At 36.1% G+C, this 21441-nt stretch carries 23 protein-coding genes and 2 pseudogenes; 18 read left to right on the forward strand and 7 right to left on the reverse strand.

The genetic code is table 11. The features are described from left to right. Window positions 1-38: 38 nt before the first annotated feature. The 4 genes from mobT to GCWU000342_RS08505 all read right to left on the reverse strand — a co-directional run bounded on the left by mobT (window position 39) and on the right by GCWU000342_RS08505 (window position 3554). A complete protein-coding gene (gene mobT / locus GCWU000342_RS08490; RefSeq protein ID WP_080660605.1) occupies window positions 39-1226 on the reverse strand; it encodes a MobT family relaxase in 1188 nt (395 codons plus the stop codon). A 204-nt stretch (window positions 1227-1430) separates the two neighbouring features. Further along, window positions 1431-2807, reverse strand: coding sequence for an FtsK/SpoIIIE domain-containing protein (locus GCWU000342_RS08495; RefSeq protein WP_006906981.1), 1377 nt, complete (start codon window positions 2805-2807; stop codon window positions 1431-1433). Window positions 2808-2842: 35 nt separating this feature from the next. Next, on the reverse strand, window positions 2843-3223 hold the full coding sequence (locus tag GCWU000342_RS08500) for a YdcP family protein (RefSeq protein WP_006906982.1): 381 nt from the start codon (window positions 3221-3223) through the stop codon (window positions 2843-2845). A gap of 16 nt (window positions 3224-3239) precedes the next feature. Further along, window positions 3240-3554, reverse strand: coding sequence for a YdcP family protein (locus GCWU000342_RS08505; protein WP_037593289.1), 315 nt, complete (start codon window positions 3552-3554; stop codon window positions 3240-3242). Between the two features lie 313 nt (window positions 3555-3867). Here GCWU000342_RS08505 and GCWU000342_RS08510 point away from each other — a divergent pair, with 313 nt between their 5' ends. Genes GCWU000342_RS08510 through GCWU000342_RS08525 form a run of 4 tightly spaced genes read left to right on the forward strand, consistent with a single transcriptional unit; the run spans window position 3868 to window position 7379 of the window. Further along, entirely contained in the window at window positions 3868-5142 is a 1275-nt protein-coding gene (locus GCWU000342_RS08510) for an SIR2 family protein (protein ID WP_006906984.1), read from the forward strand. Window position 5143: 1 nt separating this feature from the next. Then, the gene (locus GCWU000342_RS08515; RefSeq protein ID WP_006906985.1) at window positions 5144-5635 is read left to right on the forward strand and encodes a TIR domain-containing protein; all 492 of its coding nucleotides are present in this window, start codon (window positions 5144-5146) and stop codon (window positions 5633-5635) included. Between the two features lie 37 nt (window positions 5636-5672). Further along, complete coding sequence (locus GCWU000342_RS08520) at window positions 5673-6242, forward strand: toll/interleukin-1 receptor domain-containing protein (protein ID WP_006906986.1); 570 nt, start codon at window positions 5673-5675, stop codon at window positions 6240-6242. A 6-nt stretch (window positions 6243-6248) separates the two neighbouring features. Further along, on the forward strand, window positions 6249-7379 hold the full coding sequence (locus GCWU000342_RS08525) for a toll/interleukin-1 receptor domain-containing protein (RefSeq protein ID WP_006906987.1): 1131 nt from the start codon (window positions 6249-6251) through the stop codon (window positions 7377-7379). 34 nt (window positions 7380-7413) lie between these two features. Here GCWU000342_RS08525 and GCWU000342_RS08530 read toward each other — a convergent pair whose 3' ends face one another. Both GCWU000342_RS08530 and GCWU000342_RS08535 read right to left on the reverse strand, forming a co-directional pair. Continuing rightward, the gene (locus tag GCWU000342_RS08530; protein WP_006906988.1) at window positions 7414-8745 is read right to left on the reverse strand and encodes a relaxase/mobilization nuclease domain-containing protein; all 1332 of its coding nucleotides are present in this window, start codon (window positions 8743-8745) and stop codon (window positions 7414-7416) included. Window positions 8746-8750: 5 nt separating this feature from the next. After that, the gene (locus tag GCWU000342_RS08535) at window positions 8751-9101 is read right to left on the reverse strand and encodes a plasmid mobilization protein (protein WP_006270454.1); all 351 of its coding nucleotides are present in this window, start codon (window positions 9099-9101) and stop codon (window positions 8751-8753) included. A gap of 353 nt (window positions 9102-9454) precedes the next feature. On the opposite strand from GCWU000342_RS08535, the gene GCWU000342_RS08540 reads away from it, so the two are divergent. The 14 genes and pseudogenes from GCWU000342_RS08540 to GCWU000342_RS08600 all read left to right on the forward strand — a co-directional run bounded on the left by GCWU000342_RS08540 (window position 9455) and on the right by GCWU000342_RS08600 (window position 20518). Next, window positions 9455-9655 (forward strand): PLDc N-terminal domain-containing protein, encoded by a 201-nt coding sequence (locus tag GCWU000342_RS08540; protein WP_006906989.1) that lies wholly within the window; start codon window positions 9455-9457, stop codon window positions 9653-9655. Continuing rightward, window positions 9655-10569 carry an ABC transporter ATP-binding protein gene (locus GCWU000342_RS08545; protein WP_006906990.1) on the forward strand — a complete coding sequence of 305 codons (915 nt, stop codon included), beginning with the start codon at window positions 9655-9657 and terminating at the stop codon, window positions 10567-10569. The genes GCWU000342_RS08540 and GCWU000342_RS08545 overlap by 1 nt, the downstream gene beginning before the upstream one ends. Next, window positions 10566-11333 (forward strand): ABC transporter permease subunit, encoded by a 768-nt coding sequence (locus tag GCWU000342_RS08550; protein WP_006906991.1) that lies wholly within the window; start codon window positions 10566-10568, stop codon window positions 11331-11333. The genes GCWU000342_RS08545 and GCWU000342_RS08550 overlap by 4 nt, the downstream gene beginning before the upstream one ends. 15 nt (window positions 11334-11348) lie before the next feature. After that, the gene (locus GCWU000342_RS08555) at window positions 11349-12452 is read left to right on the forward strand and encodes a helix-turn-helix domain-containing protein (protein ID WP_006906992.1); all 1104 of its coding nucleotides are present in this window, start codon (window positions 11349-11351) and stop codon (window positions 12450-12452) included. Between the two features lie 278 nt (window positions 12453-12730). Beyond that, complete coding sequence (locus tag GCWU000342_RS08560) at window positions 12731-13141, forward strand: sigma-70 RNA polymerase sigma factor region 4 domain-containing protein (RefSeq protein ID WP_045000961.1); 411 nt, start codon at window positions 12731-12733, stop codon at window positions 13139-13141. A 488-nt stretch (window positions 13142-13629) separates the two neighbouring features. After that, window positions 13630-13791: a hypothetical protein gene (locus GCWU000342_RS10560; protein ID WP_006906994.1), complete on the forward strand. Its 162-nt coding sequence runs from the start codon at window positions 13630-13632 to the stop codon at window positions 13789-13791. A 90-nt stretch (window positions 13792-13881) separates the two neighbouring features. After that, window positions 13882-15699, forward strand: a complete 1818-nt coding sequence (locus GCWU000342_RS08570) for a recombinase family protein (RefSeq protein WP_006906995.1) — start codon at window positions 13882-13884, stop codon at window positions 15697-15699. A 125-nt stretch (window positions 15700-15824) separates the two neighbouring features. Then, window positions 15825-16094 (forward strand): annotated as a pseudogene (locus GCWU000342_RS11015) (WYL domain-containing protein); the annotation flags it as partial. Window positions 16095-16463: 369 nt separating this feature from the next. Continuing rightward, entirely contained in the window at window positions 16464-16967 is a 504-nt protein-coding gene (locus GCWU000342_RS08575) for a hypothetical protein (RefSeq protein WP_049921704.1), read from the forward strand. A 33-nt stretch (window positions 16968-17000) separates the two neighbouring features. Then, the gene (locus GCWU000342_RS08580; RefSeq protein WP_006906999.1) at window positions 17001-17834 is read left to right on the forward strand and encodes an HAD family hydrolase; all 834 of its coding nucleotides are present in this window, start codon (window positions 17001-17003) and stop codon (window positions 17832-17834) included. A 258-nt stretch (window positions 17835-18092) separates the two neighbouring features. Continuing rightward, complete coding sequence (locus GCWU000342_RS08585; RefSeq protein WP_006907001.1) at window positions 18093-18479, forward strand: hypothetical protein; 387 nt, start codon at window positions 18093-18095, stop codon at window positions 18477-18479. A gap of 96 nt (window positions 18480-18575) precedes the next feature. Beyond that, on the forward strand, window positions 18576-19853 hold the full coding sequence (locus tag GCWU000342_RS08590; RefSeq protein ID WP_045000963.1) for an O-acetylhomoserine aminocarboxypropyltransferase/cysteine synthase family protein: 1278 nt from the start codon (window positions 18576-18578) through the stop codon (window positions 19851-19853). 214 nt (window positions 19854-20067) lie between these two features. Further along, window positions 20068-20169, forward strand: a pseudogene (locus GCWU000342_RS08595) (helix-turn-helix domain-containing protein); the annotation flags it as partial. A gap of 25 nt (window positions 20170-20194) precedes the next feature. After that, window positions 20195-20518 (forward strand): hypothetical protein, encoded by a 324-nt coding sequence (locus GCWU000342_RS08600; protein WP_006907004.1) that lies wholly within the window; start codon window positions 20195-20197, stop codon window positions 20516-20518. A gap of 108 nt (window positions 20519-20626) precedes the next feature. Here GCWU000342_RS08600 and GCWU000342_RS08605 read toward each other — a convergent pair whose 3' ends face one another. Then, window positions 20627-21169: a hypothetical protein gene (locus tag GCWU000342_RS08605; RefSeq protein WP_006907005.1), complete on the reverse strand. Its 543-nt coding sequence runs from the start codon at window positions 21167-21169 to the stop codon at window positions 20627-20629. Window positions 21170-21441 lie beyond the last annotated feature (272 nt).

Consider the following 21441-nt stretch of genomic DNA (forward strand, 5'->3'; position numbering starts at 1 on the left):
TGAAAAATATTCTCCTCTCTGTTAAAAATGAATTTGTGTCATACAATGACATTTTTGATATTTGCTGACTGTTGTTTGAGAATCTGCTTATGCTTGTCCGTCAGCTTTGCATGTGCAAGCAGAGTATTTACCGTCTGTGTCTGATTGATTTCGTCCAGCTTTAGTGCCACCTTTAAGGTAGGAGCGACCTGACGAGCCAGCCAGTTTAGCGTTCGCTCATAGGTATAGGGTTCCGGTTTTGTCGTGAGTTTTAAGCGGTCACGGTGATTGCCGATAAACCAAGCCCATTCATCATTCAATTTCCAGTCACAGCGAGGTCTGTTATCATCCCTGTCTACAAAACGGATATAGCGGTTGATAATCTTAAAGGCGGTCTGCTCCGGATTGTCAAAGATAAGCAGGTCACGAACGGCATAATAGGCACGCTCATTTTTCAGACGGATTTCAAAGCGGTTTTTCACTTCCGCTTCACGGATGGGAATATGATTCTTCCTGTACTGCTCATAGTCCTTTTCATAAATGCAAAAGTAAACTTCGCTTTGAAGAGAACCAATATAGAGAGTATTTCCCATACATTCCTTTTCATCTTTGCGTACCAGTTCACCGCTTCGGTAGCTTTTGAAACTGCGAAAGACGGAGATACATTCCTCATTCCTGCATTTTTCGGTAAGCATGGGAATATTCAAAATGCCGGTTCTGTCATTGATGGCTAAATCCAGTCGCTTCATCACACCGCCAGCCGATAAGGCGTCCATGAAAAATTCATACCAGCTTCGCTCCTGTGCCAGAAGATAGGCTTCAAACTGTCTGCACCCACGTCCCTTTAGTTCTACCAGCACACCCTTACTAAGCTCCGATGAACAGAGAACAAATATATCTCCTAAAGCGTAATGCTCCGAATAGGAGTAGAAGCCGTAATCCTCATGAAGAAAATAGGACAGCTTTAATCGCAGGATTTGTTCTACCACATATCTGACATCTGTTGTCGGAAAGCGAATCCTTACATAGTCAAAAATAAGCTCAAGCGGAGAGTTAGGATTGAACCGTTCCAAGGTTTCAAAGAGTACATGTTCCAGTTCCTTTGACGGTATGACTTTCCCTGTTTCAATATCACTTAAATACTGCCTTGTAATACCTGCTCCGGTTGCCAGACGGCTCTGTGAAATACCATAAGCCAATCGTGTTTCTTTTATCTTTTCGATATGATTTTCTTTCTCCAGTAAAATCCCTCCTGTCTAAAAAGGCAGATGTCAACTTTGAAAGCTCACTTGACACCTGCCGTAATTTCTATAATCCCTTGTCCTGTAAAGAATAAGAGATGATAAATAAATTGTTTTTTGTCGATTTGTACCCCCCTGTTAGATACGGGGGGTTGAATGGTTGGCGTGGCTGCCGCCACACCAACCGGCAAACCGTCCGCACGGCAAGGCTTACGCTTCGCACGCCTTTTGTGCGTCCTGCCTGCCGTCTGTGAGTTTCCGTATCTCCTCTAAAAAATCATGTCCTTTGGGAACAAGGGGCGTATAAAATTCAGATATGACGCTTGTTCCCACATCAACATAGCCACGCCCTTTGATTTGTTTTGAGAAGAAATCCTTTTGCACATCACTTCCAAACATCATGCCGTATCCCATTTCAGACATACGACCTAAAGCTACTCTGAAATGAAACTGGTCACGGATTCCGTCGCCAAGGTATTTTGCGTCCGGTCTTTGACAGGCTAATATTAGGAAAAATCCTGCCTGACGACCTAACATGACAATCTGCTTTAATTTATTTAAGACGGCAGTATTCTCCTTTGTTCCCAGCATTTCCATAAAAGCGACATATTCATCAAAAATCAGGAAATGAGCCGGAAGCCCCAAGTAGGAATAATTTTCGCCTGTTTTATAGTTTTCCATTTCTTTCATGGCGAGGCTTCGCTTCACCATTTCTTCATAGAATCTGTCAATGCAGGAAAGGATATCTTCCTTTTGAAAATACACCTCTTTCATAACAGAGCCTAAGTCGGCAAGATCGGCATTTTTCGGGTCAAGGATATACAGCTTTGCATTTGTACGGAGCAGGGCTTCAATCAGTGTCAGGATAAAATAGGTTTTACCGCCGCCTGTACCACCGGCAATTAACATATGAGGGAGCTTGTCATATTCCCACCATATATTTTTCATAAGGCGTAGCTTTCCGCTTTTTGCCTGTACCTCGTCAATGGAAATACGATTGGCAATCATGTCATAAAGCAGGGTATATTCCACATAGGAATCTTTCAGCTCCTTTTCGGTCAGCTCACAATATAAGCCGCTCTCCAGCTTTTTCTCCAAATGCAGGAGCTGTTCCTGATACTTGCCCAGCGTAATTTCTACACGTATCTGAATCAGACCGTTTTTCATGCGGTAATAGACTTTCGGGAAGTAGCTTATCTTTTCTCTTGTCCGGCTGGAAGAATCTTTAAAAATCCCCTCTGATTTTACCTGCTTTGCTTCATACCATTTGTTTTCCAGTATCATTCTGGCTAATTTCTGACGATGATAGAGCTGTTTTATCCAGTCATAGCGATAGCGTTTAATCACCAAAACAAGCAGCAGGCAGATAACACCGGAGCTAATACAGCTTATGGAAAGATAGGGAACATTGATTTCACCTGCTTTTGGTAAATGAAAATCCTGCCAGTTTATCTCTGAGATTGTCTTTGCATGAAACAGGGCAACAACAAGAATAAAAACCGGCAGGAATATTGATACGGCTGTATGAAAGACCAAATCCTTATCGCTTGGTCGAATCCGTTTACCGGAAAGAAGCCACTGTTTCATGTGCCTGTTTCTCCTTTCGATTTGCGTTCTTTACCTTACTTTTCAGATATGGGTTCTTTTTTAGGAGCTTCCCTCTTGAAATTTCCTGAATCCTTCGCCGGCACAATATCATCTGCCTTGATATACCAGTCCACCTCTGCTCCCTGAAAGGTTGCGGTCGCTACCGTATCGGCTACCGGATTGATAAGCTCTACATGTGCGTTATAGTCAAATTCTTTCAGCGGAACGCTTGCAGGAATGCTCACCTGAATCATTCGTCCCTGTCCTTTGGATTTGAGGTCATAGGTACGCTCCTTAATTTCTTCCGAAAGCGTGCCATCTTCCTTTTGAATGCGTACCTCACGGCGAAGTGCGGAGAATTTCAACTCTCCAAATGTCGCTTCCTTTTCTAAGACGATACCGTTTGCTAATCTCATTTCTTTTCCTCGCTTTCTATGCCTTTATCATGTCGTCGGCTTCCAGAATGTAATTGGTAAATCCTCGTGTGCCGATTTTATATCCCTCTGCTCTGATACGGGGATGGATGAGTTTTACTTTTTCCTCAAAGGCAAAGTTCTTTTCGCCTGCTTCTGCCGGAAGTATCACGATAATATCGTCTGCTCTCTGCACATCGGAATAGAGGTTGTAGCTTCTTGATAAGACCGTAAGCTGTCCGTTGATTCTTCTTTGTATGACTTTATCCTCACCGGCAAATTCTAAGTTTCCAAAAGTCTTTTCCATGTTGGGAATAACAAATTTTAGTTCCATATTTTTTCGTCCTTTCTGTGATTTATTGATTTTTATGTTTTCAGCGTATCTTTCGTAGGAGAACGACATTTCCTTTCCAAAGTTTTTCTTTCCATCATTATCACGACCTTTCAAATTAAATACAAAAATAGACACCTCATTGTTGAAGTGTCTACCTTTATGAATATTCAATTTGTGCTGGAGGTATCTATTAAATCTTCACCTTTCAAGGAAAATCGTCGTACCAAAGCTCATTCATACGTAGTAAATCAGTAGTAATTTAATTGGTTTTATCCTTGATAAGGTGCAGTGTCTCCAGTGTTTATGCAGATAATTGGGATTTTATGATGTTTTTAAGTTTAAAAATAAAAGAAGTGCTATTAATGAACTCTTATCAGAATCATTTCCTTCTAATAAAAAACCAACGGAAAATCATAGAATACTATCACAGCTTCCAATTTCCACATATTGGACAACAAATTTTGATACGTTAATTGAGGATGCGTTGAAAAAGAATAATAAAAATGTTTCTGTAAGAAAGGATGATAAGGATTTACAGCTTTCATACAAAAATTATGATGCAGTTGTATATAAAATGCATGGAGATATTCAATGTCCATCTGAAGCAGTAATAACTAGAGATGATTATGAAGAATATGGAGTTAATAGTAGAAAATTATTTAGAGATGTTTTAGAAGGAACATTATTAACAAAAACTTTTTTGTTTTTAGGATTTAGCTTTAGTGATCCTAATTTTAATTTTGTACTCAGCAAAATGAGAGTTTTATTGGGGGATGATAATAGACCGCATTATTATATATTAAAAAAAATTACTGAACCTAATAGAGACAATTTTGAAGACGAAGAATACAAAAAAGCACTAGAAGAATACAAATATGATTTAATTAAACAAGAACTGCAGATTGCAGATTTAGACAGATATGGAATAAAAATATGCTTGATTGATAGCTATGAAGAAATCACGGAGATATTAGAAATTATATTAAATAGATATAAAAGAAAAACTGTGTTCCTTTCAGGAAGTGCAGAAACTTATGCTCCGTTAGATATACAAGTAGCTAAGGATTTTATCAGGAAACTATCTTTTGAACTTGTTAAGAACGGATATAAAGTTGTTAATGGATATGGATTAGGTGTAGGGACTTATGTAATAAATGGAATCACTGAATATTGCTATGACCACAGGAATATTAAAATTGAAGATAGTTTAAAACTAATGCCATTCCCATTAAGTGCAATAAATAGTGAGCAACTTCGGACAACTTGGGAAAAATATAGAGAAGAAATGATTTCCCAATGTGGTATAGCAATATATATGTTTGGTAATAAACAAAAGGATGGAGAAATTATTAAAGCTGATGGTGTAAAAAGAGAATTTAATATTGCTGAATCATATCAATTAGTGAATATACCATTAGCATTTACTGGGTCTATGGCTCAGGAATTATATTCTGAAAATGGTGATATGGTTGAAAATGTTTTAAATAATGATGAAATTGAGTATATTGCTAATTTTCATGATATAGACACTAATGTTGATAAAATAATTAAAATGATAAATAGACTTAACAATAAGGAGGAATGTTAATATGGCAAGAAGAGTATTTTTTAGCTTTCATTATGATGAGGATATTAATAGATCAATGACAGTGAGAAATAGTTGGGTTACTCAAGGCAAAGAAGCTGCAGGTTTTATTGATAAGGCGGAATTTGAAAAGGTTAAAAGGAATGGTGAAAATGCTGTTTACAAATGGATAGATAAGCAACTAGAAGGAACTTCAGTTACTGTAGTCCTAATTGGCAAAGAAACATTAAAACGTCCATTTGTCCAATATGAAATACGAAAAAGCATTGAAAGAGGAAATGCAATAATTGGGATTTATATACATAACATTAGAGATATGAGAACTCAAAGAACATCAGTAAAGGGCAATTCACATACTGTTATTGGATACTATAATGATGATACACCTGCGTATTTTGACTCTATTTGTGATGGTTTGTATGACTATTCGCAAGACAATGGATATTATAATTTGGGAAGCTGGATCGAAAAAGCAGCACGAAAAAAAGGAAAATAACTGTAGTAAGTTGATAAAAATAGCGAGGTGATGGGTTATGAAAGAGATTTTTGAGCAAGGAGAATTTAGTGAATATAGGATTAATAACTTACAAAAATCTAGGGGTGTTATTAACGAGTCTTTTGCTTTTTTTGAGGAAAAAGTTCCTGTCTTTATATCACATAAACATGATGATTTAGATGATTTAAAGGGTATTATAGGATTTCTTGAAAAAAATTTTAATGTTATTGCATATATTGATAGTAGAGATTTATCTATGCCTAAAATAACATCTGGAGAGACTGCTGAAAAAATTAAAGATAGAATAAAAAAATGCAAAAGGTTTATTTTATTAGCCACTGATGGAGCAGTCGAATCAAAATGGTGTAATTGGGAGTTGGGATTTGCTGATGCGATTAAAGGAAAAAAAGCTGTACTTTTTCCTATGAAAGAGAAGGGGAGTAACTATAAAGGAAATGAGTATATGGAAATATATTCATATATAACATATTTCGATGGGCGAGAGGAATATGATTCAGGGAAAAAAGTGGAGGCAGGATATTATGTTATGACAAAATCTAAAGATAAAAAATCTATAATTCCACTTTCAAGTTGGCTAAAAGAGTAATTGGTTATGGGAAAAACAGCAAGGCAATTTAATAAAATTTATATTGATTATAAAAAGAAATTTAAAAAGCCAATTCAACAAGTTTTGATGTTAATGCCATATACTTTTTCAGACGATGATATTGTTAATACATTTAAAGAGTTATATCCACATATGTGGGATGATTTGAATAAACAGTATAATTTTTGGCATAACAAAAATATGGTTCTGATTAAGTATGGGAAAAAGAGCAGATATAATTTTAGAAAACCATATAATTTTATTTTAGATTGTGCTTTTCATAGTGTGAATAAACTTAGAAAAGATAAGAACAGAATTATTTTGGGAAAAGATGAGGTGGGAAATTTAAAGAATGAAATAAAGCAGCTATCAAAATCCAAATTTGATAAAAGAAAACAAAAAGTCGACGGCACATTAAGATTTATTCAAGAAATAGAACCATCATATACATCATTTTTTATAGATAGATATTTTAATACTTACGACTTGCATCAAAAATTAGAGATAATGAGAGAGCTTTCAAAATATAAATCATCAAATATTACGGAGTTTTTTTACAAGGTTAATTCATGTACGAGAAATTTTTCTTTAAAAATAGAAGCCCAAAACTATATTCAATCTATTGGATTACCATTTATGTTAAGACGTAAGAAAAAAGGTAAGAAAAATTATATTGATAACGAAATTGTAAAAAACAATTCAGGTCCTGAAGTTTTAAAACAGAGACTGTACGTAGATGATTTAGAAAAGGTGAAAAGATTTGATGTTTTTATATCTCATAACTCTAGTGATATGAATCAAATAGTTGAATTATATAAAAACCTAAATACAAAAGGATATGTGGCTTATATAGATTGGGTTAATGATAAATATGATTTGAAACGAGAATGGTGTAATGCTTCAACATCAGAAATTATTAAGCTAAGAATACAGCAAAGTAAGATTTTTATAATCTTTTTAACAGAATCAACATTTAAATCGCAGTGGTGTCCATGGGAACTTGGATATGCAGATGCTTTGAATAAAAAAATTTATGTTTATATTTCACCTAATTTTAAAAATGTAGATATTCCTATTTTCTATAGAAGTTACACTGAAATAAAAAGTGTTGATGAAATTATAATAGAAAATAATTAAAGAAATATGAGTTGTGTGAATGTAAAGGAGATGGTTACCTCTCCATCTCCTTGCCCATATATTTCTCATAATTTTTTCTGATTTGATACAGTTTTTTCATGTCAGATTTTGATGAAGAATACTCTTGCATTAGGGTATTCTTTTTTTCGTGAAGTAAATCAAGCTCTTTCAAAATAGCTTTAGAATTAGGTAGTTTGGAGTAAGATTTTTTTAGGTCTGCAATGGCATTTTGGTACAAGATAATCTGTGATTTGTACTCTTCATAGAATGCCTTATCAGACGGCTCTTTATTATAAGTTAGATAGATTTGGCGATACTTTGTAACGCTATGAACTTGCTCCATAGTAGATGATAAGGTAGAAATTTTGCTATCAATCACTTTGATTTTATCTTGTAAGCTCTGCCTTTCTTCAGCACTTTCCTTGATGAAATTATCAAGTTGAGCGAGGGATTTAAAACCAAGTTCATGCATCAAAATGACGGTATCGGCAGCTGTTTTAAGGTTATGTTTGGTTGCCCAATATTCATAGCCTTTGCTTTCTTTTACTTTAACATTTGTGTTCATATCAATAACATTGCCAATGCGTTTTTTGACGGCAGGGGTTTTAATAGACGATATTTCTGCAATGCGTTCTTTTAACCTTTCTTCAGTATAATCTTCTCCGATTGTTTTAGATCTTGTAAATCTCGGCTTATCTTTCGGTTTAAAAGCAATGTGTTTGCCATACTTAATTTCATAGCCAAGATCAGCCATTGTCTTTAGAAAATCGTCCCAATCCTTAGACTGTTTAATCATTCTGTCAATGTCAAATTGAAGTCTACTTTTCCAAGAAGTACCACGCTTTGCCTGTTCATTCTCATACCAAGATTTACCGTTAGTCTTGTATTTTTTCTTATAATTTTCGTAAAACTCATCAATGACAGATAGGTTGTTTTCTTTGCATAGCTTATCGCTTTGATACCTGATTTGATGATAGCTTTTCTTGTTGGATTGGTAGCATCTACCCGTTACCATATTTACATTATTGAAGATGATGTGATTGTGAATATGTCCTTTGTCTATGTGAGTAGATAAGACAAATTCATACTCATTTTTTAATATCTTTTTACACAGCTCCATGCCGATCTGGTGTGCTATTTCAGGCGTAGTTTCTCCCGGTAAAAAGGATTGAATAAGATGTCTTGCAAGAACATTTCCCTTTGTTCCTACATCATTTCGTGTCCTTAAAAATTGTGTATGGGCAGTTTCTTGATGGCATTTATGAGTGCTGACTAAAATCTGCTCATCTGTTTTATCTCCATTTACAATGTAGTCGATAGCAAGATTAAGAGTCGATTTTATTGGATGTATTTTTGTAATAGCCATAAAAACTAATCACCTCCCGAAGTCCTGTTGAGCAGCAGCGAATGAATTTGCCATAGCTCTTTTGAGAAATGTTCAATCTCTTTTTTTATGTCATTGATGTCCTCTTTATAGATTATGCCTGTTGAATTAACTCGCTTTGCAATCTGATTGATGTTGTTTGTAGCATTGGAAAGCAAGCCTTGTAAATCTCTGAAAGGTTCTAAATCTACTTGATATATTTCCTTTTCTAAAACGCATTTGCGGATAAAATGGCTCATATTTCTGCACTTCGCAAGTTTTCGTTTCTCTTCAAAAAGAGTCTTTTCTTCTTCGGTCAATTTAATTTCAAGTCTTTCATTTCGTATTCTATTTGCCATAGGTAATTCCTCCTTTAGATGTATTTCGGGGTCTTAGGGTTCTCCCTAACAAGTCAAAAATTGATAAAAAAAGAAGCAGATCCCAAAGGGCTGCTTCATCAAATTTTCCGTAAGTGTCCGTACACTTACTGTGCTTGCTACAAAAGAATAATTAAGGTAGCAGGCATTAAGCATGTTTTAAATTTTAATTATATTATACCACAAAAGAGTAATTAACTTAAATTTCGATATAAAAGTTGAGGTTTCATGATAGTTGATTTTCGGCTAAAAAATCAACCAATAGTTTCTTGAAAGTTAATAAAGTTAACTGCTATAATATAAATAACATAAGGATAATGTAAGGAGGACTTAAAATGGAGTTTATTAGAGAATATTTACCAATATTAATACCGATAGTTGTTTTGGAAATTGGGCTTATGATTTACGCATTGAGCCATGTATTAAAACACAACAAGTTTAAATTTGGAAACAAGACAATGTGGATTGTTATAGTTGTTTTAATACAAATTATTGGTCCTATTTTGTATCTAACGATAGGAAAGGATAATGAATAATGGATGCTCTTAAAATAGAAAATCTATCTAAATCTTTTGGAAGTCATAATATTTTGAATGGACTGTCTTTAGCTATTCCTGAAAAAACAATATTTGGATTTTTGGGAAAAAATGGTGCGGGTAAGACGACAACAATGAAAATGATTTTGGGATTTTTGAAAATTGATGAGGGTTCTATTGAAGTATTTGGAGAAAAAGTAAAATATGGTCAGACAAACACTAATAGATTTATAGGTTATTTGCCAGATGTGCCTGAGTTTTATGATTACATGACACCAAAAGAATATCTTAAATTATGTGGTTCTATAACTGGGCTTAATAATGATGAGATAGTAAAAAAAAGTAAGGAATTATTAGAATTAGTTGGATTGAATGGAATTGACAAAAGAATACATGGTTTTTCTAGAGGTATGAAACAACGTTTAGGAATTGCACAAGCTCTTTTAAATAGTCCTAAATTATTGATTTGTGACGAACCTACTTCGGCTCTTGATCCGGTGGGCAGAAAAGAAATATTAGAGATCATTAGAAAAATAAAATCAACAACGACGGTTGTTTTTTCTACGCATATTTTATCTGATGTTGAAGCAATTTGTGATCATGTTGTTGTCTTAGATGGCGGTAAAAACGTATTAGAAGGCTCAATAGATGAGCTGAAGAATATGAAACGTACAAATGAAATTGAGATAAGGTTTAAATCTATTGATGAGTTGAATAAGTTTAAAAACAACAATGTTATTTCGAAAATGAATTTTAAGGAGGAAGAAAGTACGCTTAGTTTTTTAGAAGTAGATTCCGAAAAGAAAGCATTTGATATATTATCTGAACTTCATAATGAGAATATTCTCCCTATTGAGTTTAGTGTAAAAGAGCCAACACTAGAAAATATTTTTATGGAGGTAATTAAGTCATGAGAATATTTTTTTCACTGATAAAAAAAGAATCAATTGAAAATATTAGGACAAAAAAGATGTTGGGACTTTTATTGTTGTTTATATTTATTGGATTGATAAGTCCACTTACAGCAAAACTGACTCCTCAAATCTTTCAAGCTATTGCAACTGATGGCATTGATATCAAGGCTAATACTCCAACAGAAATTGATTCTTGGGTACAATTTTTTAAGAACGTTAACCAGATAGGAATGTTTGGTCTTGTGATTATGTTCAGTACACAAGTTACGAATGAGATTCAAAAAGGAACTTTAATAAATTTGCTATCAAAGGGGTTACCAAGATATCAAGTAATAATATCAAAATGTTTTTTTAATGCAATCATGTGGATTCTTTCATATTGTATTTGCTTTCTTATAGCATTTGGATATACAAAGTATTTTTTTGGCAATAAATTTCTCATTGAGAATATTCTCTTGGCAGTATTACTTCCGCTAATTTTTGGAATATTTTTGATTGCATTAGAGATACTAGGCAGTGTCATTACTGAAAATGTGATAGGGACATTATTATTCGTCGCAGGTGCTGTAGTGATACAATTTATTCTTTCTCTAAAAGAAGAAATTGTAAAATATATGCCGATTGCGTTACTTGTAAAGCCTATAAATATAATTAAGGGGATCGGGTTTAATGACTATTTTATCTATATTTTTACAACATTTGGTTTAATAATTATTTGTATTATTAGTTCTATTATTGTATTAAATAAAAAGGAAATGTCATAAAAAGGAGTGAATCATATGTTGAAAATTGCGGAGAATATTTATCAAAGAAGAAAAGAAAAAAATATAACACAGGAAGAACTAGCTGATTTCATGATGGTTACAAAAGCTTCTGTTTCAAAATGGGAGACCGGTCAGAGTTATCCGGATATTTTATTGTTACCAAAACTTGCAACATTTTTTAACGTTACAGTAGATGAGTTGATTGGTTATGAGCCTCAATTATCACTAGAACAAATAAAAAAAATATATGAGGATTTTTCAAAAGATATTACAAAGAATGGAATTGATGAAGTTATTAGGGATATTAAATTGACAATAAATCAATATTATTCATGCTTTGAATTGCTTTATTATATGGGAACATTGATAGTTAATCACTGTGATTTGGTTGGTGAAGGAGATAAAAAGCAAGAATACTTAAAATATGCAAATGAAATATTTAAAAGGGTAATTGATCACTCTAAGAATAATACATTAACTAAAAAAGCACTAAATATGAGAGGGGTATGCCTTCTTCAATTAGGTCAGGCAAAAGAGACGATTGAAATTTTACCTTCATCGGACGAATTACTTTTATCAACAGAATGCTTGCTTGCATCTGCTTATCTGCAAACTCAAGAGGATGAATTTGTGGATGCAAAATTACAGGTGTTCATTCTAAAAAATGTTGTTGAGCTAGTCACCTTATTGCTAATGAAAAGCAATCTTAAAAATGATAATTGGTGTGCAACTTGTGAAAAAACTGAAGATTTAATAGAAACATTTAACTTGGTAGAAATTAATGTAGCTATGGCTTTGAATTTTTATTTGGCCTTAGCTATGCATTATAACAATGATAAAAACTTTAATTTAGCTAATAAGTATATAGAAAAGTACTTACAAATTCTTTTGGAGAGAGGGAAACAATCTTTTGAAATCAAAGGGGATCAATATTTTAATAAAATTGATAACTGGATTGAAGAGAACTTGCTTTTAGGAGGTAAGCCTAATAGAAATCATGAGATAGTTTATAGTTCATATTTAGATGCTGTAATTAAAAATACAGAATTGGAGAATTCAATTGATTTCGATAGTACAAAAAAACTAATAGAAAAAGCAAAAGATATAATTAGTTATTAAGTATTCAATTACATGAATTAGCTAAGATAGGAGATATGTTTATGAGGGGAAAATGGATTGAATAACGGGGGTAATTGCTATGTGTTATTTAGGGTCTGTTATTCATATAGAAAAAAACAATAGACCTTTTTGGCACTGGTAATTATCATGAAAAATTAAATTTAAAATATAGAGAAAGAACAAGTTTCTTTCATTTTCGAGGACTTCTTATGCCTATGTGCAGGAGTCCTCCTTTTTTGTCTTAAAACGCAGACAAAAAAGAAATGGAGGAAACATATATGTCAAAAGAATATTACCTTTATGTCAACGGGCAAAAGGTCAGAGTCAGCAAGCAGATATACAAAGTCTACTGGCGGGAAAGAGAACACGAGAAGTATTTAGAGCAGGTGGACAAGAAAAACCACTTGCTCTTTTTTTCATCATTGGACCATGACGGACACTTTGTAGATAATATTGTTGATGAAAGTGTTGATGTAGAAAAGATTGTTGAAACACAGATGATGATTGAAGCAGTCAAAAATGCTATATCAAGACTTAATGCAGAAGAAAAGGATATTATTGAACGTTTGTATTTTAATGATGAAACTGTTCGTTCAGTGGCAAAGCTCAAAAGTATTACACATCCGGCTTTAATCAAAAGAAGAAACAAAATTCTTGAAAAGCTGAAAAAAATTATCGAAGAACTTTAAAACTTCGGTAACCAAAGGGGTCAAATTTTCCTTATGTAAAGTGAAGGGGAGTTTGACCTCCTTTACTTTCTTGGGTAAGAGATATGCTTGTTTATGGCAAATAGGAAAATGTAAAGAAAACAATCCCTTTCAAATATTGCTCTTTGACAACTGAATAGACCAAGGTAGGACTTTATCCATTTACTGAGAGTTATGACCTACGCCAAGACTTTTCTGCTGATGAAAATCGGTTTAAATGAGTACCGGCATATTGTCGAGGTTAGAAGAAAACGAGCGATAGATAGGAATACATAAAAGATAAGCGTGGCAGCTTATTTCGATGATGTAAGTGGTGATAATGATACTTCAATAGTTTAAGCTGCCTCGTCTGGAACAAGGGGCAGAGGTGAGATTCCTATGTAGCAGCCAATGCACCTACCAATGTCATAAAACTTAGTAAGAAAAATAATATGTGATTATAGACGATTTAAAGCGGAGGAGGTGTCTTAGTGGATAATGACTGGAATGGATTGGCTGATTTGATAGCAAATCTGATTACAAAATATGCTGGAGTTTTAGATTTAGATAATCTTCCAAATCCAACTCCAGTAAAAAGTACAGAAGGTAAAAATAAATTTGACATGGTAAAAACACAGATTGAGGGAAAGTAATAAAAGTGATATAATATACTTGATATATAAGTCCAAACCATAATTGGAAAAAATATAAAGATATAGAAAAAGGATATTGAGGTTAATGCTATGTCAAAAGAAAAAATAAAAGTATACCTCTATACAAGAGTATCTACATCAATACAGATAGACGGTTATTCTTTAGAGGCACAAAAATCAAGAATGAAAGCTTTTGCTCTCTATAATGATTATGAGATTGTTGGTGAATACGAAGATGCGGGCAAGTCTGGAAAATCTATTGAGGGAAGAATACAGTTTACTCGCATGATGGAAGATATAAAATCCGGAAAGGATGGAGTATCTTTTGTTCTTGTGTTTAAGCTGTCAAGATTTGCAAGAAATGCTGCTGATGTTTTATCAACTCTACAAACAATGCAAGATTTTGGAGTCAATTTGATTTGTGTTGAGGATGGGATTGATTCATCCAAAGATGCAGGTAAATTGATGATTTCAGTTTTATCAGCTGTGGCTGAAATTGAAAGAGAAAATATTCGTGTTCAAACAATGGAAGGTCGCATTCAAAAGGCAAGAGAGGGAAAATGGAACGGAGGGTTTGCCCCGTATGGGTATCAGCTTGTCGATGGAAAACTGTTTATCAATGAAGAAGAAGCTGTAGCTATAAGAACTATTTTCGATCAATATGTTAACACAACCATTGGAGCGAATGGACTTTCTAAATACCTAGAAAATCATGGAATAAGAAAAATTCCAAGACAGAATGGGAAAAATCCATTATTTGATGCGGGTCTTATAAGAAAGATATTAAAGAATCCTGTATATAACGGGAAGATAGCCTTTGGAAGAAGAACTTTAGAAAAAGTTCATGGTACAAGAAATGAATATAAGCAAGTTGAACAAGATGAATATTTAATAGCTGAAGGTATTCATGAAGCTATAATTTCTGATGAGCTGTGGCAGGCTGCTCAGGTTAAATTAAAATCACAAGCAAAGAAATATGAGCATGTGAATAAGGGAAAAGATGTTAGAACCCATTTGTTATCAGGAATTGTAAAATGCCCGATATGTGGAGTGGGAATGTTTGGAAACAAATGTATCAAGAAAAAGAAAGATGGTACAAAGTATAAAGATTTTTATTACTATGGCTGTAAACATAGGCATATGATAAGAGGTCATAAATGTACTTACAATAAACAAATCAGAGAAGAATTGTTAGATGATGCAGTTGCTGAGGTAATTATAAAGATAGTAAGCAATCCCAAATTTGCTTCTATGATGCAAGAAAAAATTAACATGAAGGTAGATACCTCTGAAATAGAAAAAGAGATAGATAATTACCAGAAAGAATTGAGGAAGAGCCATTCTACGAAATTTAAGCTAATTGAGGAAATAGATAATTTAGATGCTGATGATAAGCACTACAAACGAAGAAAACAGGACTTAGACGATAGACTTTATCGTATGTATGATAAGATTGAAGACTTAGAATCATTGTTAATTGATGCGAAAGCAAAGAAACAAACTATTGAAGCTGAGAAACTTACAGGAGATAACATATATAAGATTTTGATCTATTTTGATAAAATTTACAAGGTAATGAATGATGTAGAGCGTAGACAGTTAATTACAGCTTTGATTTCTGAAATTCAAATTTACGAAGAAAAGCAACCGAATGGGCAATGGCTAAAATCAATTACTTTTAAACTTCCTATCATCGATGAAGATTTAAATATAGGTTTGGACAATGATAAGCAAGTTGAGACGGTGTGCTTATTATCCAAACTCTCCGAAGCTAAGAATCATATCCGCCTGAAGGTCGATATGGATGAGATGGATGTGACGGCGGCGGAGAATAAGGGGATCTATCGGGAGATCCAGGAGTGGGTGCAGGAAAAAGAAGGGGCAGGCAGCTACAGTGTCCGGAGGTAAAAGCTGCGGCGATTGAAAATGCATTGAAATATTTTCAGATGATTGGATAAAAATTGCAATGAATAGTCATTTGTAATGTATACAGCTGATGGAATCCTCTGTTTCCGTCAGCTGTTTTCAGTTGTTCATTCAGCGGAAGCAGCTATTACGGTCAGCTGATGGAGAAGATTCAGACGGGATCCTCTGAGTTTATCACCGGCAGGGATTCTATACTGATAGATCTGTCATCGTGGTACAGAGATTCGCTTGCTCCTAAGATATAGACCATACAGGACGCGATCGGAGACAGGCATTTGATCAAGTTTCTGTATTACGCCCCCTCAGGTGAAAGTGAGCGGACGGTTGAACCATATTATCTGGTGTTCCGATGGTCGAGCTGGTATCTTTGGGGCTGGTAACTGAAAAGGCGGGATTTCAGGCTATTCAAGCTGAACCTCTTGAGCTCTTCTGCAATTGTATCCATAAGACAGGATTTGCCACAGTGCCGGACGCCGGTGATCACTTTAATGATACATGAGGTTTACATTTCAGGATCCTGGCCTTCTGCATCTGCTTGCAGACAACTTTAATATAGATGAGCACATGTTCCCCAAAACGATCTTGGGAGTTGAGAAATGATATGATAAATTATAGGTGCAGACGAATTTAAGAAGGCCCGGCATAGATGCTGCATAGAATAGATGATTGCAAACATTAGCGGATAAAAATAATGGCATCGTTCGTCCTGTGCAGAGATATTTGATTTGCTGGTATGGAGGTCGATCGTGTTAACTTATAAATTCAAATCAGGAACGTCAAAATCTGACATGATCATGGGATTAGGGCTTCCGGTAATTGTTGGGATGCCGGCTTTGATAACATATCTCATCTTGTTTTACACAAGAGGGAATATGTTTTCGGAACACAGACTGTCAGGGCTTATTGCATTTTTACCGGGATTAGTTGTGACATGTTTTCTTATGAAAAGAATGCGAAATCATCTGGTGAAAGACTATGTAGTTGAACTTGTCGGTGCCGATATTAAGATTTGGGAGAATGGAAGGCAAATTGTGTCCGGACCGATTTTGCATTGCAGAATGAATGCCGTCCGGGACAGGGTGATCAGAATAGATATATTTTCTGATGTTGGCCAGATATCCTTTCGAGCCAGACCAGAAGAGTATAGGACAATCAACGGATTTTTATCGTTCAATCCCTTTGGTACGAGCAGTTCAAGTGACATGGAAACTTTATTATCACTGGGCGTGAAAATACGGAGTGCTGTCTGATGGTCTGTCGGCAGTCTGCTATGATAGGAAGGCATGGAGGGAGGAGAGACGCATGGAGGGAGGAGAGACGCATGGAGATATCCCGGGAGGAATCAGATAAAAACATATATATTTGACTTGTATGGAACTTTGATTGATATTCATACCGAATTACAGAATGGCGAGATATGGGAAACGCTATCGGACATATATGCATGTTATGGTGCCATCTATACACCGGAAGAGTTCAGACAAGCATATTTAAAGTTTGATCAAGAGGAATGGAAACGTGTTGAAGCGATTCATCCCGGCACATATGTTGATATTCAGTTTAAAAATGTATTTCAACGTCTGTATGATGAAGCTCCTAGGCGCGAAGGAGACCGATTGGCAATCCGGGATTTTGATACATGGCTTTTATTTGTAGAGACAGAGTTCAGACGTCTGACAAGAGTTCGCTGCAAACCATATAAAAATACAGTACGTGTGCTGCAAATGTTGAAGGAAGAGGGAAATCAAGTGATCTTACTGTCCAATGCCCAGCGTTCCTTCGTCATAGTCGAGATGGGAATCTGTGGATTGACACCGTATTTTGACGATATGTATATCTCTGCTGATTATGGAATGCGTAAGCCGGAGACGGCGTTTATGCAGAAATTGCTTGATGACAATGAGCTGAATGCAAGTAATTGTGTCATGATCGGCAATGAGGTTGCCAGTGATATGCAGGTTGCGGCATCTTGTGGCATTCCTGGTGTATTATTGAATACAGATCATCGCAAAGAAAAAGAGATTCAAGAAGAACTAAAAGAAATAGAGCGGGAGTACCCAAAGTTTCAGTATCAAATTATCCTCTCGGGAGATATTTTAGAAATCGCAGGGAAATAAGTTATGCCAACGCGGTTGACAGAGACGGTATTTTACGAGTTTTGTCTACAGTCATTTCATGATATAAATGGCGACAGTATCGGGGATTTCGCAGGTATGATTCAAAAGATACAAGCGGTGTCACAGAACCGGATGAGGAGTTGAGGAGTTGTTGATAAGATTAGAAAAGCATCGATAACGTTAGACAATAGTCGGAATATAACACAGCGACGAGAGAGAAAATAAATCCAGGTTTACAGGGACAAAAAGAGGAGACGAATGGATAAGCTGATTGGTTTTTTGAAAAATAAAATAACGGAGAGAAGTTCATTAGAGGAAATCGTCAATGTATTTGAGCGGATGTGCAGTATACCGCTTGAGGAAGATATGATTTTGTTTGAAACAGGAACATTTACATCTTTTGCAGATGAGCCCATGTTTCAAATTTCCCTGGTCAGACAATTTCCAAATGAAGATGAAGAATTTTATCAAGTCCATGTCGATATTTTCTATGAGACGGATGATGAGAATAAAAAGATGAGTGAGTCAATATGGGATGAGGATTTAAGCGAAAATATATTTGACTATATTCGAAATTCAAAAGCCTTTGCCTACGCCAAAAGCAAAGAATATCGTAAGGTAAAAATATGGTGTGATGAAACATAGATGGGTAACCCCGCTTTATCGGAACAGGAAGCCGGCTCCTTCGCTTGACAGGACAAGGAGAAAGAGTATATGTATTGGGCTAAGGAGGAAACGCGAATGGAAAATTATCATATCAATACAATCTGCGTACAGGGAGGCTATGAGCCGAAAAATGGAGAACCCAGGGTCCTTCCCATTGTGCAGTCGACAACTTACAAGTACGAGTCATCGAAGCAGATGGGTGACCTCTTCGACTTAAAGGAGTCGGGATATTTCTATACAAGGCTTGCCAATCCGACAAATGATGCGGTTGCGGACAAGATCTGCAAGCTGGAAGGCGGAGTGGCGGCCATTTTAACATCATCGGGCCAGGCGGCGAATTTTTATGCCATATTCAATATCGCGGATGCGGGCGACCATGTTATTGCGTCTTCCGCCATTTACGGCGGGACCTATAATCTGATTGCGAACACGATGAAAAATATGGGCATCGAGGCTACTTTTGTAGATCCCGATATTTCCGAAGAAGAGTTGGAGTCCAAGTTTAAGCCCAACACCAAGCTGGTCTTTGGAGAAGTGATTTCGAATCCATCTCTGCAAATCCTGGATATTGAGAAATTTGCGAAAGCTGCCCATAAGCATGGGGTGCCGCTCATTGTAGACAACACCTTTCCTACGCCGGTCTTCTGCAGACCCTTTACATGGGGAGCAGATATTGTCACACACTCCACGACAAAGTATATGAATGGCACAGCGAATGCTGTCGGCGGAGCCATTGTGGATTCCGGCAATTTCGATTGGACGAAGTACAGTGAGAAATTTCCCGGGCTGACAAGTCCCGACGAGACATACCATGGCACCGTATATAGCAAGAGCTTTGGAAAGGCGGCATATATTGTCAAAATGACAACGAACCTGATGCGCGATCTGGGATCCATTCCCTCTCCGCAAAATGCCTTCTACCTCGGTGTCGGACTGGAAACCCTGCACTTGCGAATGGAAAGACACTATGAAAATGCCCTGGCTCTTGCCCGGCATTTAAAAGAGCATCCCAAGGTGTCCTGGGTTTCCTTCCCTGGTCTGGAAAATGACAGCCAGTATGCCCTGGCTAAGAAATATCTGCCCAAGGGATCCTGTGGTGTGATTTCATTCGGTATTGCAGGCGGCAGAGAGGCAGCGGTTCAGTTCATGGATTCTCTTACGTTAGCTGCCATTGTCACTCATGTGGCTGACACGAGAACCTGTGTCCTGCACCCGGCATCTACGACACATCGGCAGATGAATGATGAGGAACTGATGGCAGCCGGTGTATCCCCGGATCTGATCCGTATGTCTGTGGGGATTGAAGATATTCGCGATATCATTGCGGATGTCGACCAGGCTCTGGAAAAATAAGAGGAGTATTTTGCTGCTTTTTAGTTGAAAATTTCATCACCGATCTTGTGTGATTCTGCGGAGGGAAAGGATGAAACTGTCAGCGTCCTGCTCTTTCTATCTCAGCACAGAATGATTTAATCAGTGGTTAAGAAAATAACCTCATAATTAATAACCGCTTAATATAAATGCGGTCTTTACTGCTATATAATTGAGACACAAGGAGGTCGATGGTATGCAGATCAACGAACAAATCAAGAAATACAGGAAGGATGCTGGCCTGACCCAGGAGCAGATTGCAAATTATCTGGGCGTATCTACACCTGCCGTCAACAAATCAAATCAGTGAAATGATTTAGAAGATGATTTCTCAATTTGGACTGTGGCAGTATGGGAGCGCCGTTCCCCGTCTGCAAATAGCACTCTATGAGAAAGACAAGCAAAAAAGCCTTGCCGCAATAAAAGAAATTATGAGGGCGGTAAACACTCCGTGGGCCATGTCGGATTTCCCGGTGTTCTATCGAATTGCGCATGAAACCGTCAGGAATGATTGGAAATCATTTATTCCGATGTTTATTGCTGAATTAAGAACCAGCGCGGAGTACGATTTTCTACGAGATGACTCGGAGTTTCAAAAGTATCTGGCAGACTTTGATGAAGATAAGGTCATCCTGAATAACAAATAAATAGTTGTGCCTGACACAACGGTATATAAAGCAGTAAGCCGGAAAAGACTTATCGGATGATCTGCTGATTGTAAGGAACATGATCAGATATTCATCTTGTTAGTGTAATTAATTTTTGCCTTGCATGTGCAGAGAATCCAGTAGCTTAAGCACATGGCTGATATCCTCCTTGCCCTTCCTTGTTTTTTCTCTGTGGATGTCCCTTTTATAGCGATTTGTTCCTTTTTTGGGGACGGATTTTTCTGCCTTATGCCTTAGGGCAGGATTTCTATCCCGATATAGGTCATGTGCGACAATGTATTCGAGATAACCTATAATCGTGGTCCTTCTGCACTTTTGTGAATGGTATCCCGGAACAAGCTCATGAATCGGGTCTTCTGTGCTTCCGATGTCATTTTTATGATAGAGAAAAAGGAAGTGCTTTTGACCATTTACAATAATCTTCCATAAGCTGACAGGAGTTTCGATAACCAGTTCTTTGCCGGAAATGAAGCAGGAGATGCAGTTCTCCTGACAGAAAGCTAGAATTTCGTCTTCTTCTACATCATAATATTTGTGAATGTAGGCATTGGTATCTTCTGATGCACCAGACTTTGTCTCTTCTGCGTTGACGGCAATATAGTGTTTATATTCGTTGATTCGTTTACTCAAAATACAGATCTCCCAATTATGGCTTGATAACGAACGGTTCTTTTTTATTCTACTTCTTTTATCACTTCAGGAGGTACTATGATCGTATAAACATAGACACCTACGTGTAAAGCAGATCTTTGGGAAGTAATAAAATCCCCATCATAGGACAGGAGAAACTGAAATATGGCGCCAAGAGTGTTTTATCAGTCATTGTCAGAGTATACTAACAACATAAGGGATCAATAAAGGCTTTTATTTTAAATCAACGCAGAAGGGTGAAAGGGGATTTA

Origin of the sequence: Shuttleworthella satelles DSM 14600 (assembly GCF_000160115.1) — a bacterium.
Lineage (GTDB): Bacteria > Bacillota > Clostridia > Lachnospirales > Lachnospiraceae > Shuttleworthia > Shuttleworthia satelles.

Excerpts from the sequence above, each read along its gene's own strand:
- GCWU000342_RS08555 (WP_006906992.1), top strand. The coding sequence starts at position 11,349 with ATGTTGAAAATTGCGGAGAATATTTATCAAAGAAGAAAAGAAAAAAAT.
- GCWU000342_RS08525 (WP_006906987.1), top strand. The coding sequence starts at position 6,249 with ATGGGAAAAACAGCAAGGCAATTTAATAAAATTTATATTGATTATAAA.
- GCWU000342_RS08560 (WP_045000961.1), top strand. The coding sequence starts at position 12,731 with ATGTCAAAAGAATATTACCTTTATGTCAACGGGCAAAAGGTCAGAGTC.
- GCWU000342_RS08550 (WP_006906991.1), top strand. The coding sequence starts at position 10,566 with ATGAGAATATTTTTTTCACTGATAAAAAAAGAATCAATTGAAAATATT.
- GCWU000342_RS08590 (WP_045000963.1), top strand. The coding sequence starts at position 18,576 with ATGGAAAATTATCATATCAATACAATCTGCGTACAGGGAGGCTATGAG.
- GCWU000342_RS08515 (WP_006906985.1), top strand. The coding sequence starts at position 5,144 with ATGGCAAGAAGAGTATTTTTTAGCTTTCATTATGATGAGGATATTAAT.
- GCWU000342_RS08540 (WP_006906989.1), top strand. The coding sequence starts at position 9,455 with ATGGAGTTTATTAGAGAATATTTACCAATATTAATACCGATAGTTGTT.
- GCWU000342_RS08545 (WP_006906990.1), top strand. The coding sequence starts at position 9,655 with ATGGATGCTCTTAAAATAGAAAATCTATCTAAATCTTTTGGAAGTCAT.
- GCWU000342_RS08505 (WP_037593289.1), bottom strand. The coding sequence starts at position 3,554 with ATGGAACTAAAATTTGTTATTCCCAACATGGAAAAGACTTTTGGAAAC.
- GCWU000342_RS08520 (WP_006906986.1), top strand. The coding sequence starts at position 5,673 with ATGAAAGAGATTTTTGAGCAAGGAGAATTTAGTGAATATAGGATTAAT.
- GCWU000342_RS08495 (WP_006906981.1), bottom strand. The coding sequence starts at position 2,807 with ATGAAACAGTGGCTTCTTTCCGGTAAACGGATTCGACCAAGCGATAAG.
- GCWU000342_RS08580 (WP_006906999.1), top strand. The coding sequence starts at position 17,001 with ATGGAGGGAGGAGAGACGCATGGAGGGAGGAGAGACGCATGGAGATAT.
- GCWU000342_RS08600 (WP_006907004.1), top strand. The coding sequence starts at position 20,195 with ATGATTTCTCAATTTGGACTGTGGCAGTATGGGAGCGCCGTTCCCCGT.
- GCWU000342_RS08585 (WP_006907001.1), top strand. The coding sequence starts at position 18,093 with ATGGATAAGCTGATTGGTTTTTTGAAAAATAAAATAACGGAGAGAAGT.
- GCWU000342_RS08530 (WP_006906988.1), bottom strand. The coding sequence starts at position 8,745 with ATGGCTATTACAAAAATACATCCAATAAAATCGACTCTTAATCTTGCT.
- GCWU000342_RS08500 (WP_006906982.1), bottom strand. The coding sequence starts at position 3,223 with ATGAGATTAGCAAACGGTATCGTCTTAGAAAAGGAAGCGACATTTGGA.
- GCWU000342_RS08570 (WP_006906995.1), top strand. The coding sequence starts at position 13,882 with ATGTCAAAAGAAAAAATAAAAGTATACCTCTATACAAGAGTATCTACA.
- GCWU000342_RS08535 (WP_006270454.1), bottom strand. The coding sequence starts at position 9,101 with ATGGCAAATAGAATACGAAATGAAAGACTTGAAATTAAATTGACCGAA.